The following is a 15,027-nucleotide window of genomic DNA, read 5'->3' on the forward strand; positions in this document are numbered from 1 at the left end:
AAGCACTCACTCCCACTCAATAGTAGCAGGCGGCTTGCTGGAGACGTCATAAGTCACCCGAGAAACCCCACCCAGCTCATTAATAATCCGGTTAGAAACCTTCTCCAGCAGCTCGTAAGGCAGGTGCGCCCAGCGGGCGGTCATGAAGTCGATGGTTTCTACTGCGCGTAGCGCGATGACCCATTCGTAGCGGCGGCCGTCGCCGACTACGCCTACGGATTTCACCGGCAGGAACACGGCAAACGCTTGGCTGGTTTTTTCATACCAGCCGGAGGCGCGCAGCTCTTCTATGAAGATAGCGTCGGCGTCGCGGAGGATGTCGGCGTACTCTTTTTTGACTTCACCCAGAATACGCACGCCTAGGCCGGGGCCGGGGAACGGGTGGCGGTAAACCATATCGTAGGGCAGGCCGAGTTCCAGGCCGAGTTTGCGCACTTCGTCTTTAAACAGTTCGCGCAACGGCTCGACCAGCTTGAGCTTCATGGTTTCCGGCAGGCCACCCACGTTGTGGTGGGATTTGATCACGTGCGATTTGCCGGTTTTAGAGGCGGCGGATTCGATCACGTCCGGGTAGATGGTGCCTTGGGCCAGGAACTCGACGCCGTCGATTTTATTGGCTTCTTCATCGAACACGTCGATAAAGGTATTGCCGATGATTTTACGCTTGGCTTCCGGGTCGCTTTCGCCTTTCAGCTTGCCTAGGAACAGGTCTTCGGCGTCTACGCGGATCACCTTCACGCCCATATGCTTGGCGAAGGTTTCCATGACCTGGTCGCCCTCCTGCTTACGTAACAGGCCGTTGTCGACGAATACGCAGGTCAGCTGCGTACCAATCGCTTTGTGCAGCAACGCAGCCACAACAGAGGAATCGACACCGCCGGAAAGGCCGAGCAGTACATGGCGGTCGCCCACTTGGTCACGTACGCGCTGTACCTGGTCTTCGATGATTTGCGCAGGCGTCCACAGCTTCTCGGCTTTACAGATATTCAGCACGAAGTGCTCAAGAATGCGCTGGCCTTGCAGCGTGTGGGTCACTTCCGGGTGGAACTGTACGCCATAGAACTGCTTCTCTTCCCACGCCATAGCGGCAATCGGGCAGCTGGGGGTGGAAGCCGTTACGGTGAAGGTATCCGGCGCCTTGGCTACCTTGTCGCCGTGGCTCATCCACACGTCTAACAGAGTCTTGCCGGAAGCGGTGTCTACGTGGTCTTTAATGCCGTTGAACAGCGCATTGTCGACGTCGATCTGGATCTGCGCGTAACCGAACTCGCTTTGGTTGGAGCCTTCCACTTTACCGCCCAGCTGCTCGGCCATGGTCTGCATGCCGTAGCAGATGCCAAACACCGGCAGGCCCATTTCGAACACGCACTGCGGCGCACGCGGGGAGTCCAATTCGGTCACGGATTCCGGCCCACCGGCGAGGATGATGCCGTTAGGATTGTACTCGCGGATCTCTTCTTCGGTGATATCGAAGGCGCGGACTTCGGAGAACACTCCGATTTCGCGTACACGGCGGGCGATCAGTTGGGTGTACTGTGAGCCGAAGTCGAGAATCAGAATCTTATGGGCGTGAATGTCACTCATGGCGGGGTCTCGGTTAAGCGGTGTAGGTGCCGCTGGTAAGGCCAAAAAGCAAGCGGCGGGGCAAAGCCCGCCGCGCCATCTATCTAAACGTGCTGGTTAGCTCACCCGGTAATTGGGAGCTTCTTTGGTGATCTGCACGTCGTGAACGTGAGATTCGGCCATACCAGCGCCGGTAATTTTGACGAACTCTGGCTTGGTACGCATTTCTTCGATGTCGTGACAACCGGTGTAGCCCATGGAGGCGCGCAGGCCGCCCAGCATTTGGTGCACAATGGCGGTCATCTGCCCCTTGTAAGGTACGCGACCTTCAATACCTTCCGGCACCAGCTTCTCAACACCTTCATCTTTGCTCTGGAAGTAGCGGTCCGAGGAGCCTTGCGTTTGGGACATAGCGCCCATGGAACCCATGCCACGGTAGGCTTTATACGTACGCCCTTGGAACAGCTCAACTTCACCGGGCGCCTCTTCCGTACCCGCAAACATGCTGCCCAGCATCACAGTGCTGGCGCCAGCGACGATCGCCTTGGCGATATCGCCAGAATAACGTACGCCGCCATCGGCAATCAGCGGGATATTAAACGGCTTAAGCGCTTCCGCAACGTTGGCAACCGCGGTGATTTGCAGCACGCCAACGCCGGTCACGACGCGCGTGGTGCAGATAGAACCTGGGCCGATACCGACCTTAACGGCGTCTGCACCGGCTTCAGCCAGCGCAACAGCGGCTGCGGCGGTGGCGATGTTGCCGCCAATCACCTGCAGGTCAGGATAATGTTCTTTCACCCAGCGCACACGATCAATAACGCCTTTGGAGTGGCCGTGGGCGGTATCGACTACCAGCACGTCAACGCCTGCTTCAACCAACGCTGCGATGCGGTCCGGCGTTTCAGGGCCGGTGCCCACCGCGGCACCTACCAACAAACGGCCATCGCTATCTTTAGCGGCCATTGGGTAGGTGCGGGCTTTTTCGATATCTTGGAAGGTCACCAAACCGCGCAGGTGAAACTCATCGTCAACGATCAGCATTTTTTCGATGCGGTGTTCGCGCATTTTGGCTTTGCTGACTTCAAGCTCGGTGCCTTCGGCCACGGTAATCAGACGCTCACGCGGGGTCATGATATCGGCCACGCTGTCGCCTACGTTGGGCTGAAAGCGCATGTCGCGTTCAGTCACAATACCGACCAGCGTTTCGCCTTCAACCACCGGGAAGCCCGAAAAGCCGTACTCTTTCGCCATGCTGAGCAGGTCTTCCAGCTTCGCTTTGGGGCTAACGGTGACCGGGTCTTTAACAATGACGCTTTCGTGCTTTTTGACCTTACGCACTTCGGCTGCTTGCTGAGCGACTGCCATGCTCTTATGAATAATGCCGATACCGCCTTCCTGAGCCATGGCAATCGCCAGGCGGGCTTCGGTAACGGTGTCCATCGCGGCAGAAACAAGGGGAATATTGAGCGAGAGATTGCGGGTCAGGCGAGTTTTGAGGCTGACATCCTTGGGTAGAACGTCGGAGAAGCCAGGAATGAGGAGTACGTCATCGAACGTAAGCGCTTCTTGGGCCATACGTAGCATAGCGGCAACACCCTGATGGAAGAGGAGAAGTGGGGCGTGAAAGGTTAATGGCCTATTATAGCGTTTTGAGGGCCGCCCCAGCAATGCGGAGACGCTAGCAAACTGCGACCAATGGCTAATCCGTTTTTTATGACGGCTTAATGATAGGCTTAACCTGCTGTTATTTATTTGCGATTCGGCTTTTTGAGATTAAATCATGCCAGAGACTCCCCAGGCGCTTTCCGTTAGCCAACTCAACCAGCGTGCCAAGCAGACGCTTGAGCGCGATGTAGGCGAAGTGTGGGTAGAGGGCGAGCTTTCTAACGTCTCTCGCCCGGCATCGGGCCATGTCTATTTCACGTTGAAAGATGACCGGGCGCAGATTCGCTGCGCGCTGTTTCGTCAGCGGGCGCGGTTTGTGTCGGCCCCGATGCGCGATGGTGATCAGGTGAAGCTGCGTGGGCGGGTGTCGCTGTTCGAACCGCGCGGCGATTATCAGCTGATTGCCGACGCGGTGCAGGCAGCAGGGCTGGGTGAACTACTGGCGGCGTTTGAACGCTTAAAAGCGCAGCTGGAAGGCGAAGGCGTGTTTGCCAATACCCGCCCACTGCCCTTCCCACCGCGTAAAATTTTAATCTTAAGCTCTGCCACCGGAGCGGCCATTCGTGATGTGCTGGCAGTGCTGGAGGCCCGCTGGCCATTGGCAGATGTCACGCTGATTCCCGTGCCAGTGCAGGGAGCAGAGGCTGCACCGGCGATGATCTCGGCGCTGGCCCTGCTCAATCGCCAGGCGCGACTAGATCCTGAACGCGATGTGATTCTCATGACCCGCGGTGGTGGGAGCCTTGAAGACCTGTGGGCGTTTAATAACGAGCATTTGGCGCGGGCGATTTTCCATTCCCGGCTGCCGGTCATGTCGGCGGTGGGCCATGAGGTCGATGTCACCCTGGCGGATTTTGCCGCGGATATGCGCGCCCCCACCCCTTCTGCCGCTGCCGAGCGCTTGGTGCCCGATCAAAACACCTTTAAGCGCCAGCTTGAATATCAGCACAGCCGTTTGCTGCGAGCGATGCAGGCACGCCTGGAACGCGATAGCCAACGCCTAGATACCCTGCGCGCCAAGCTGCGCCACCCCGGCGAGCAGCTTAACCGTCAGCGCCAGCATTTAACTGGCCTTAATCAGCGTTTGAATCGCGCCATGCAGCAAACGCTCGACCAGCAAAAAGCGCAAGTAACACAGCTGAGCAGACGGTTAACCAGCCAGGATATGACGCGCCTGCACCGTGCAGAAAAGGAACGCGTCAGCCAGCTGCAGCGCCGCCTGGGTACGGCGATGCAGCGCCAGCTTGAGAGTCGACAGGCAAGGCTAACCAGCGCTGCGCGGGAGCTCAATGCAGTCAGCCCACTGGCCGTATTGGGGCGAGGCTATGCGATTGCCCAGGATGAACAGGGCCAGGTGGTTCGACGCGCGTCGGATACCCAGCCAGGTCAAAAGCTCACCGTGAAGCTTGCGGAAGGCAGATTGAATGTCGAAGTTAAGCGGCGCTTAAAATCCTAATACTCTTGGCTAATAGTGAATATTAGCGTAGGGGAAATTGCCGTCGTCCAGCAAGAACACTTTGAATGCCTGCCATAGCGGGCTTCGATATCGCTCCGGATGCCAGACCAAAGAAAAAGATCTGGAGAGTGTCAGTTTACTCTCAAGTGCCACTAACTCGCCGCGCTGAAGCTCGCCCACCACGCTAAGATATGACAAACAACCCAGCCCAAAGCCTGCCTTGACCGATTGCTTGATAGCTTCGCTCTGACTGAGTTCCATACGCACCTGCAGCCGCTCAACGTGATGCAATACTGCGGATTCAAACACATCTCGAGTCCCGGAGCCGGGCTCACGGAGAATCCATGCAGCCTGGTCCAAGTCGGCGTCATCCAACTGTTTTTTCTGCGCCAAAGCATGCCCAGGTGAGCAGATGATCACCATCTTATCTTTATGCCACGCCTGGCTGACTAAACGTGATTCGTGGCACACCCCTTCTATCAAACCGATATCTGCATCAAAATGCAGCAAATCTGTAATGACATCACTCGTATTACGAAGTCTTAAGCGCAGGTCCACTTCCGAGTGCTCATTACAAAAATGACCTGCTAGAGGAGGCAGTAGGTAAGTACCGATAGTCGTGCTTGCCGACACCATAAGTGTTCCTCGCAACCCACCTTCAGGCTCCTCAGCAGCGGCGATGAATTCAGCCATACCATCAAGCAGACGCTCGGCTCTAGGCAAAAGGGATCGTCCTAAATCGTTGAGCCGTAACCGGCGACCCAGCCGCTCAAAGAGATCAACCCCTAATTGCCGCTCGAAATCAGCCAGTGATTGGCTGGTGGCTGATTGAGACAAGCTTAAGCGCCGAGCCGCGGCAATCACAGTGCCATCCTGAGCGACACAAACAAAAACCTGGAGCTGGCGAAACGTTACATGCGGTGTCATACATCGGCTCTACCGAATAGCTATATTATTATTAAATGTTAATGCATAAACTTATTTCTTAATAGACTAACCATAAATCCATATTAAAGGCATTAACTCATGTGGCAAGGCCTACTTCTCTGTAGCGCATTAACGTTTGCAGGCTTTGTACTGACCTACCTGCCCTGGCTAGCATCCAGCGGCATCAGCCCATTAGTGACCGCATTGCTCTTGGGGCTGATAGCAGGCAACCTGCCACTGGCACGTCATTTTACGCGTACTCAGCCAGGGCTGGACTTTGCTACCCGCTGGTTGCTTCGAGGCGGGGTCGTACTTTTCGGTTTTTCATTGACGGTACAACAAGTCTTTGCACTAGGGCCGTGGGCGTTGCTGCTGGATATAGTCGTGGTCTGCACTGTCTTAGTCGTCGGCTATCAAATCGGCACTCGGCTACTGGGGATGGATCGCGAAACGACGCTACTGACCTGTGCAGGCAGTGCTATCTGTGGTGCCGCCGCAGTCCTGGCCACTGAAACTACCATTCGTTCTAAGCCCGCTGCAGCGTCTATCGCAGTAGCAACGGTAGTGCTGTTTGGTACGCTAGCAATGTTTATCTACCCCTTGCTGTATCCACTGACGGGGATGAGTGAAGGGCTCTATGGCGTTTATATTGGGGCAACCATTCATGAAGTGGCTCAAGTCGTCGCCGCAGCCGATGCAGTGGGCCAAGCAGCGCTCACTAATGCCGTTATCGTCAAACTCGTCAGAGTGATGTTGCTCATTCCCTTCCTGCTGATTATCGGACAATGGTGGAGTCAACAGCATGCCTCTGAAGCGGGCATTAAAACCGGGACACTGGTTGTGCCCTGGTTTGCCTTCGGCTTTATGGCTGCAGTTGGCGTTAATAGCCTCGTAGCGCTACCCAGCGCCTTGGGTCAGACGCTGGCGCTCGCTGGGCAGATGGCATTAGCGATGGCCATGGCCGCCTTAGGTTTCGGTACACGAATAGCAACGCTCGTCGAATTAGGTATTCGTCCCTTTATTCTAGGACTCATACTATTTGTGCTGTTATTGGTCGGCGGCGGCTTGCTCAGCCGGCTACTCATGGGCTAAGCCAGTGCTTTCACCAACACTTTCGATTTGCGCGCGTGGTTGTAGGCCTCACGTTTAAGCGGTGGCAAATCATCTAGGCTGGCAGCGTGAAATCCGCGTTCAACAAACCAGTGCGCGGTATGCGTAGTGAGCACGAATATCTCGCTAAGCCCCCGCTGGCGGGCGCGACGCTCTAAGGCTTCCACCAAGCTTTCGCCGCGCTCACCGCCACGGTAGCTGTCGTGTACCGCCACACAGGCCAGTTCGGCAATGCGCGTCTCGGTGAACACATGTAGCGCCGCGCAGCCAATCACCATGCCGTCGCGCTCAATGACCATGTAGTCATCGATGTCGTGCTCTAGGCGTTCTCTTGAGCGCGCAACCAGCATACCGCGGCGCTCTAATGGCTCTAGCAGCTCCAGCAAGCCCGTCACATCGTTGAGCGTGGCCGGGCGCAGCTGTTCGTAGCGATGCTGAGTAATCATGGTGCCCACGCCGTCGCGAGTAAAAAGCTCGCCCAGCAAAGCGTCATGGTTGCGCCAGGAAAGGAGATGCGTGCGCGCTACACCCTGCCGTGCCGCCGTGCAGGCGGCCTGTAAATGGCGGGCTAATTCACTGCCTGGCAATGCGGCGTTTAAACGCGGTTCCGCTTCTGCCGGAGAAAGCTGGCGCAGCAGTGCCCCACACTCATCATCTAAGCCTTCGGATTCACCGAGCAGAATCAACTTATCGGCCTTTAGCGCCACGGCGGCGTGCTGGGCGACTTCGGCGGCATCCAGATCAAACACCTCGCCCGTACTTGAAAAACCCAGCGGTGGCAGCAGCACTAACGAGCCCTTCTCCAGCAGGCCTTCAATGGCGCTGGCCCGCACGCGACGCACTTCCCCGCCATGGTCAAAGTCCACACCTTCTCTTACGCCGAGCGGCTTGGCGGTCACGAGATTGCCAGAGATCACGCTAAGCTCAACGCCGTGCAGCGGCGTGCTGGGCAGCCCAAGGGAAAGCCGCGCTTCTAACCACAGCCGTTGGTGCGCGGCGACTTGCTCCACGTGCATCATCACGGCGCGGTCGGCGACCCAGCGGCCATCAATACGCGTGGGCTCAACGCCCGCCGTCGTTAAGGCTTCCTGTACCTGAGGGCGAGTGCCAAACACCACGACCAAGCGCACGCCCAGCGTATGCAGTAGCGCTAAATCTTGAATCAGCTGCTCCCCGCGGCCAGAGGCCATCGCTTCGCCTTCAATTAAGATGACAAAGGTTCGCCCCCGGTGCGCATTAATGTAGGGGGAAGCGTTACGAAACCAATCAACAAAGGGGAAGCGCGTATCCAAGGGCCGCTCTCCGGCAGCAGGTGAAAGAAACAGGCTGTTATCACGTTCAACTGGGCTACTTTAACAGAGCATAAAAAACAGCGGCACCTTCAATTGCATATCTGCTAATTCTCATGCAGATCGCGATGAAGAGTGCCGCCTTTATTTTCATGCCTGCTTGGCTGATTTAGCCGAGCCGATTTACCAGAACCAAGTTAATAAGACCAAGCTAGTAGAGCCGGCCTAGCCGAACATGCCTTTAAACATAAAGAAGAACAAAATAGCCAGGCCTGCGCCCGCGGGTAGCGTAATCAGCCACGAAATAGCAATGGTGCCAATCACGCGCAGGTTAAGGGCGGCCATGCCGCGCGCTAAACCAACCCCCAGCACAGCGCCAACCAGGGTATGCGTCGTTGAGATAGGCAAGCCGGTACCCGAGGCCAATACGACGGTGCTTGCGGCAGCCAGAGTGGCGGCAAAACCTCGGCTTGGGGTGAGTTCGGTAATGCCGGTACCCACTGTCGCTATCACTCTGTGACCGTAGGTCACAAGGCCTACCACGATCCCCGCACCGCCCAACATAAGCACCCACCAGGGCACTAACGCAGCACTGTCGATCACGCCGTCGCTACGTACAACGCTAATGACTGCGGCCAGAGGGCCCACTGCGTTCGCTACGTCATTCGAGCCGTGCGCAAACGCCATTGCACAAGCGGTGAAGATCATCAGCACGCCAAACACGCGTTCAACGTTAGCGTAGCCAAAGTGGTCGTTCGCATTTTGCTCGAACTTAATGCGTCGCTGCATAACGATGCCCAGGCCCATAATGGCGATGCCGAGCACAATCGAAAGCAACAAGCTTTGCCCAAAGCTGAGATTCAAACCTACGTGCGACAAGCCTTTGGTCAGCGTGACCATCGAGACAATAAAGCCCACCAGGAAAACGTAACCGGGTACGTAGCGCTTAGCCGCTGCAAGCGGGTCGCTGCTTTCAAAAATCAGATGCTGAACAGACTTAAAGAGGACATAGGCGATGGTACCAGCGAGCAGCGGCGAAATGAGCCAGCTAGAGGCAATTTGACCTACCTTGCCCCACGCCACCGCATCAACCCCCAGGCCCACCGCGCCAAAACCGACGATAGCACCCACGATAGAATGCGTGGTAGACACCGGCCAGCCGCGTGCTGAAGCAATCAACAACCAAATGGCGGCAGCTAACAGTGCCGACAACATGCCGTAAACTAATAGCTGAGGATTGGCTTCTAATAATTCGGGGTCGAGTATCCCACCGCGAATGGTGGCGGTGACTTCACCACCGGCGAGCCATGCGCCTAGAAACTCAAAGATAACGGCAATAAGGATGGCTTGCTTGATGGTGATCGCTTTCGACCCCACCGAGGTTCCCATGGCATTGGCTACATCGTTTGCACCAACGCCCCAAGCCATAAAGAAGCCGAACAAACAGGCCAGGATAATGAAGATTTCACCGTGCTGGGCAATAATCAGCATACAAGTCCCCTTAGCGGGCTGTCAGAATCTGTAAGCGGCTACCCACGCGCTCGGCGCGGTCAGATAATTCACCCACCCATTCAATGATTTTATAAAGAAAAATCACATCGACGGGTGGCAGCTGACTTTCAAGCGCGAACAGTTGGCGACGAATAGTCACCTGCTGGTCATCGGCCTGGTGTTCGAGAATATGCAGTTCACGGATCATTCGATGCATGACGTCAGCGACGTTACGTCCAAAGCCTGACTCAAGCAGATCTTTGAGCTCTTCCAATGCCTGACGGGCTTGCGCAACACAAGCAACGCTTGTGCGGATATAATCGCGCATCGGTTCAGCCAGCTCATCCGGCACACGCATTTTACGGCCCATCATGATGCCGGTAATGTCGCGCACCTTATTGGCGATTTTGTCCTGTACGCTAATGAGATCAAGCAGATCAGACCGCGACACCGGTAAAAACATGGTGTTGGGCAGGTTCAATCGCAACTCAGTTTTCAGCGTATCAGCGTCATGCTCTAAGCGGGTGACGTTTTCGCGCAGCTCAGCCGCTTTGATCCAGTCGTCTGCCAGGGTTGCTTCGAAAAACGGCAACAGCTGGTCGGCACATTCGTTTGCCTTGACGATATGGGCCAATAACGGCTGGAATGGCGAGCGGCCAAACATCGAAGAAAAAGGATTGGAGGTAACCATAATGCCTTTTAGCCTGTTTTCGGAAAGCCTGGAAATGGCGGCGCCAGTATAAAGAGTGCGCTCGCCGCCGTCATGAAAAGTTCATAAATGTAATCAAATATTCATCTATATGTCACGATAGCGAGGTGGCGATTGCCATGAAAACCCCCATTCCTCTAGAAGTAGAGATTAAGCTGGCACTCCCCCCCACGGGGCCGGCTGCGCTAAGCCAACATCCGCTTCTGGCTTCAGTTCCCGCCTCTCAACACACATTGACCAACACCTATTTCGATACCCCGTCAGGCGATTTAGCCAATGCGCGCATTGCCGTTCGCCTGCGCGAAGTCGATGGTAACGTGCTGCACACTGTCAAAACAGCCGGCCAAGGTGGCGGCGGGCTTTCTCAACGCCAAGAGTGGGAGTGGCAAGTTCCTGGCCCGCAGCTGGACCTCACGGCGCTTGCCAAGCTACCCCCTTTTCAAGGCCAGCTTGCGCAGGCGCTAACGTCACTCGTCCCGACGTTACGCACTGACTTCACGCGGCGCTGCTGGCAGTTAACCAGCGGCCTTTCAAGCACCGCTGCAACCGAGACTGACAACCATATTGAGCTGGTATTGGATGAAGGCGAGATTATTAGCGGTAGCTACCGCACGCCTATCTGTGAAATAGAGCTTGAGTTAAAACAGGGCGAGCCAGAGGCGCTTTGGACATTGGCACTGGCGCTTGCTGAGCAGGTTCCTCTGCGCCCATCAGACAGCAGCAAAGCAGCGCGCGGCAATATGCTAAGTGCCCAACACTGGCCGTTACCCGACGCGCAAACCCCGGCGCAATGGCTGCACCGCGCCACGCTGGCGCTAGATGCCTACCATGACAGCCAGCAAACAAGCTTTATAGCAAAAGCCCACCAGGCGATCAAAACGCTGGCGGAACATCCTGAGTTAGATGCCACTGCACGCACTTACGCCCAGGCACTGCCGAGCGCCCTGGACGCCCAAGGCCAGCCACAGGCCGCTTACGGCAGCGCGGCGTTAGCACTCGCCTATCGCTTGGCGTACCAAACCGCGCTACGCTAGCGCTGAATGAGTGCCCACTTCAGGATGACGCAATGAATTTTCACCTAACGCCAGCCACGGAAGGCCTGCGTAGCCGCCTGTTTCATATCATATTCGAGTCCGACACACCGGGGGCGAAAGCATTTGATATCGCCTTGATTGTGGCCATTTTGGTGAGCGTCGCGGTGATTCTGCTGGGCAGCATTGAAATTTATGCTGAGCGCTACGGGGACATATTTTTCTACACGGAATGGGTCCTGACGCTGCTGTTCAGCATTGAGCTGCTCGTTCGCATCTATTGCCTGGAACGTCCTCTTCTCTACCTCAAAAGCTTTTATGGAATCGTCGATTTAATTGCGATTTTACCTACTTGGCTCGTTCTTTTAGTACCCGGCGCCCACGCACTGGTGATTGTGCGGCTACTACGAGTACTGCGTATTTTCCGTATTTTTCGCTTGATGGCGTTTGTCGGTGAAGCCAACCTACTAATCGATGCCCTGAAGCGCAGCTTGCACCAGATTCTGCTGTTCTTCTTCTCTATTTTGATGGTGGTGACGCTATTTGCGGCCTTGATGTACACCATCGAATCGCCGGAGGCAGGCTTCACTAGCATTCCCATGTCGATGTACTGGGCTATCGTTAGCATGACGACGGTGGGTTATGGCGACATCGTTCCTGCGACACCGTTAGGCAAGGCGATCACCATGGTGCTGATGTTACTCGGCTACTCGATTATCGCCGTGCCCACCGGTATTTTCTCGGCACAGGTGATTCGCTCGATACGTGAAGATCGCCACTCGGAAGAAACCTGCCCCGGATGCGGGCATGAGCAGCATGACAAACGCGCACGCTACTGCATGCGCTGTGGTACCTGGTTAGACGAGGACAGCGAAGACCCGCGCAAGAAAGACGAACAAACGCAAGATGAAGAAAAACAAGACGAAGACTAAAACGCGCCCCAGGATAACGAAACCTGGGACGCGCAGTTCTCTTTTACTGAGGTAACAAGAGATCAAGGGGCTGGAGTATTAAGGATCACTCCGCTTCGAGCGGCGCGTCCCAGGCATCTAACTCGGCCTCACTCCAAGCACCGTAGGTCGCATTGGGGAATACAATCCAATCCTTGCCAAAGCGCTCTGCATTATCGTTTACAAGCTCGTGCTGCTGGGCAAGGTCGGCACCTGCAAAATCATCCGCAAAATCGTGCAACGAATCGCCTAACTGCATGACCAGCGTGTGACTCTCAACCACCTCCGCGCGCCGTTCTTCTTTAGCAGGCCCCAGCAGCATCACGCTCTGCTCAGATACTTGGGGCAGCGCTAACGCGTCTAGCGTGGCGATTGTGTCGGCCTCATTCTCCTGGTAGCGATCAGAAACGTAAAAAATAGCCACGCCCTGCTCATCCGCGTAATCCAGGAACGCTTTGGCGCCCGGCATTAAACGCGGCTCACCTTCACGCTCCCAGTGCTTCCAAGTATCCCAAGCGGTGTAGTCGTGGCACGCCTGCATGTCGCGAACCAGCAGCGCGCTATTGTCCAGCACCGTTTCATCCAGGTCTGTCATGATGGCTAAGCCGTCGCTGCCACCATGAGCTTCAATTTGATCTTTGAGTCGGTAGGTGGCGAGAGCAAAACCCTGACGCTGAAGGGCTGCGGCTTCAGCAGACTGCTGTTGATAGCGTAGGCCCATCGCATAAGCTTCCTGGGCACACATTTCTGCGTCATCGCTATCCGCGTGGCTGGTCAGCGGTAGAGCGGTAAGGCTGGCTAAGGCAGCAAAGGTGCAGAGGCGAGAAGTGAAAAGCATCTTCATTGAATGATCTCCTGGGCTAGGTGATCTCAAAAAGACGAGGCGACTCCGCGCCTTAAAGGATCACGATTTATTATCGAAAAGAATCATTAGGATCATATTTTATTTTCATTGAACAATCAAATAACTAAAAAAAGACAAACCGCCACCTCGATCATGCTACGAGCCGGGGATTTGCCTTGAAGAGAGCTTTTAGCCTACGAAAGGAGCAATATCGCCCCGCCCTTCACGAATGATTTTGGGCGGCAGCTCGCGCAGATCAATAACGCTTGTTGGGTCTAAGTGGCAGGCGCCGCCGTCAATAATGGCGTCCAAATGGGCGCCAAAACGCTCGCGAATCTCTTCCGGGTCGTTCATGGGCAATGTCTCTCCCACCGGAATTAGCGTCACGCTCATCAACGGCTCACCCAGCGCGGCTAATAGCGCATGAGTTATGCGGTGATCCGGCACGCGCACGCCAATAGAACGCCGCTTAGGGTGCAGCAATAGACGAGGCACTTCAGAGGTGGCATCCAAAATATACGTATAAGGCCCTGGCGTGTGAGCTTTCAGCAGCCGAAAAACGTCGTTGTCGACTTTGGCGTAAGTGCCGATCTCTGACAAATCAGAGCACACCAGCGTAAAGTTGTGCTTGTCGTCCAGCGAACGCAGCCATTTGATTTTCTCAACCGCTTTTTTCTCGCCCAAATGACAGCCCAGGGCATAGCCTGAGTCGGTGGGATACGCCACAACGCCGCCCTTACGAATGATCGCAATAGCCTGGTCGATTAGACGTTTCTGGGGATTTTCTGGGTGAATCTGAAAATACTGGCTCATGAAACTGCTCCTGTCCTTAAACCCTATCCTAAAATCCTATCTTAAACCCTATTCATACAGCATAGCTGACCTTGCGGTGACGTGGCCCAGTCTTTACAAGTAGGTCTTTACCAGCACGCCTTTAAAAGCACATCACTACCGCCCGACAAACACCGGCCTAGGCGCTTGCCAGCAGGCCGGGCTGCGCGTCACGTAAATGCTGTAACCGCGGGTGCTGCCATATGGGAGAGGCAGCCGTGCGTGGCACTAGGCTCATACTGCCTGGCGCCGCATGGCTGCCGGGGAAGTGAAAGTCGCTGCCGAGAGAGGCGTAAAGCTCACGCTCAGCAAGCTGGCGGGCTAAATCGCGGGTGCTGTCTGAGTTCTGCTGGCCGCTGACCAGTTCAACCGCTTGCCCGCCTGCTGCCTGAAACGTGTCCATCAACAAACCACGCTTGCGCCGCGTTAAGCCATAGCGCAGCGGATGCGCAATCACAGCGACGCCACCAGATGCCACCACCCACGCCACCACCTGGCTAATTTCCGGCCAGTGAGCTTTGACATCGCCCTTCTTGCCGCTGCCCAGGTAGCGCTTAAAGGCGCTTGACCAATCGGGCACTAGGCCTTCAGCGACCAGCGCACGGGCAAAGTCTGGGCGTCCCAAGGGGCGGTCGCTACCAGCCTGCACACGCGCTTTTTCCAGCGCGTTGCTTAAACCCACTTTTTCCAAGCGTTCGGCAATCACTTCTGCACGCTGAATACGCGCATCACGCTGCTGAATCAAGCCTTCGACCATCGCCCCCTGCAGGCCGCCGGGCATTAGTGCCACGACATGAATATTAATGCCCTGCCAGCGTGTGGATAACTCACACCCAGCGACAAGGCACAGCCCCGCTTGCTCAGCCGCGCGAGCCGCTTCGTCGATGCCGTCCATGGTATCGTGGTCAGTCAGCGACATATGCGTTAACCCACGCTCTGCACACAGCGTTACAAGCTCAGTGGGCGTTAGCGCGCCATCAGAAGCGGTGGAGTGCATGTGCAAATCAACCGGGTAGCGCTGATCGGCATCAAAGGTATACGGAAGTTGAGGCATAAGATGACGCCGTGTGGCCAGTTTGTCAGAATGAGCATTGGGAAAACTGAAATGCTGTTCAGTCGTTACTTAACCGCTCCCTGTCTGTCAGAAACGGTATTTCA

13 protein-coding genes are annotated in these 15,027 nt (G+C 55.8%); 4 read left to right on the forward strand and 9 right to left on the reverse strand.

The features are described 5' to 3' along the window. Nucleotides 1-6: 6 nt before the first annotated feature. Nucleotides 7-1,584 carry a glutamine-hydrolyzing GMP synthase gene (guaA, locus tag ACT3TF_RS08925; protein ID WP_444624493.1) on the reverse strand — a complete coding sequence of 526 codons (1,578 nt, stop codon included), beginning with the start codon at nt 1,582-1,584 and terminating at the stop codon, nt 7-9. Between the two features lie 96 nt (nt 1,585-1,680). Then, nucleotides 1,681-3,150 (reverse strand): IMP dehydrogenase, encoded by a 1,470-nt coding sequence (gene guaB, locus ACT3TF_RS08930; RefSeq protein ID WP_096281950.1) that lies wholly within the window; start codon nt 3,148-3,150, stop codon nt 1,681-1,683. 196 nt (nt 3,151-3,346) lie between these two features. Between guaB and xseA the strand changes: the two genes are divergently transcribed. After that, nucleotides 3,347-4,687, forward strand: coding sequence for an exodeoxyribonuclease VII large subunit (gene xseA, locus ACT3TF_RS08935; RefSeq protein ID WP_444672061.1), 1,341 nt, complete (start codon nt 3,347-3,349; stop codon nt 4,685-4,687). A 9-nt stretch (nt 4,688-4,696) separates the two neighbouring features. Here xseA and ACT3TF_RS08940 read toward each other — a convergent pair whose 3' ends face one another. Continuing rightward, the gene (locus ACT3TF_RS08940; protein ID WP_441686355.1) at nt 4,697-5,614 is read right to left on the reverse strand and encodes a LysR substrate-binding domain-containing protein; all 918 of its coding nucleotides are present in this window, start codon (nt 5,612-5,614) and stop codon (nt 4,697-4,699) included. 99 nt (nt 5,615-5,713) lie between these two features. On the opposite strand from ACT3TF_RS08940, the gene ACT3TF_RS08945 reads away from it, so the two are divergent. Further along, entirely contained in the window at nt 5,714-6,706 is a 993-nt protein-coding gene (locus tag ACT3TF_RS08945; protein WP_444672062.1) for a YeiH family protein, read from the forward strand. Here ACT3TF_RS08945 and argA read toward each other — a convergent pair. From argA to ACT3TF_RS08960, 3 genes are all read right to left on the reverse strand, one after another. Continuing rightward, nucleotides 6,703-8,016 (reverse strand): amino-acid N-acetyltransferase, encoded by a 1,314-nt coding sequence (argA, locus tag ACT3TF_RS08950; RefSeq protein ID WP_444672063.1) that lies wholly within the window; start codon nt 8,014-8,016, stop codon nt 6,703-6,705. The two genes, ACT3TF_RS08945 and argA, sit on opposite strands and share 4 nt — an antisense overlap. A 222-nt stretch (nt 8,017-8,238) precedes the next feature. Further along, a complete protein-coding gene (locus ACT3TF_RS08955) occupies nt 8,239-9,504 on the reverse strand; it encodes an inorganic phosphate transporter (protein WP_096281955.1) in 1,266 nt (421 codons plus the stop codon). 10 nt (nt 9,505-9,514) lie between these two features. Beyond that, nucleotides 9,515-10,195 carry a TIGR00153 family protein gene (locus ACT3TF_RS08960; protein WP_096281956.1) on the reverse strand — a complete coding sequence of 227 codons (681 nt, stop codon included), beginning with the start codon at nt 10,193-10,195 and terminating at the stop codon, nt 9,515-9,517. A gap of 137 nt (nt 10,196-10,332) precedes the next feature. Here ACT3TF_RS08960 and ACT3TF_RS08965 point away from each other — a divergent pair, with 137 nt between their 5' ends. Then, the gene (locus ACT3TF_RS08965) at nt 10,333-11,247 is read left to right on the forward strand and encodes a CYTH domain-containing protein (protein WP_444672064.1); all 915 of its coding nucleotides are present in this window, start codon (nt 10,333-10,335) and stop codon (nt 11,245-11,247) included. Between the two features lie 32 nt (nt 11,248-11,279). Continuing rightward, complete coding sequence (locus tag ACT3TF_RS08970; protein ID WP_444672065.1) at nt 11,280-12,176, forward strand: ion transporter; 897 nt, start codon at nt 11,280-11,282, stop codon at nt 12,174-12,176. Nucleotides 12,177-12,261: 85 nt separating this feature from the next. Here the strand turns inward: ACT3TF_RS08970 and ACT3TF_RS08975 are convergent, their stop codons facing one another. From ACT3TF_RS08975 to ACT3TF_RS08985, 3 genes are all read right to left on the reverse strand, one after another. Then, nucleotides 12,262-13,038, reverse strand: coding sequence for a 5'-nucleotidase, lipoprotein e(P4) family (locus ACT3TF_RS08975; protein WP_096281959.1), 777 nt, complete (start codon nt 13,036-13,038; stop codon nt 12,262-12,264). 189 nt (nt 13,039-13,227) lie between these two features. Further along, nucleotides 13,228-13,851, reverse strand: a complete 624-nt coding sequence (locus ACT3TF_RS08980; RefSeq protein ID WP_096281960.1) for an L-threonylcarbamoyladenylate synthase — start codon at nt 13,849-13,851, stop codon at nt 13,228-13,230. Between the two features lie 157 nt (nt 13,852-14,008). After that, nucleotides 14,009-14,923, reverse strand: coding sequence for a PHP domain-containing protein (locus ACT3TF_RS08985; RefSeq protein WP_444672066.1), 915 nt, complete (start codon nt 14,921-14,923; stop codon nt 14,009-14,011). Nucleotides 14,924-15,027 lie beyond the last annotated feature (104 nt).

It is taken from the genome of Halomonas sp. AOP25-F1-15, assembly GCF_052378675.1.
GTDB lineage: Bacteria > Pseudomonadota > Gammaproteobacteria > Pseudomonadales > Halomonadaceae > Vreelandella > Vreelandella casei.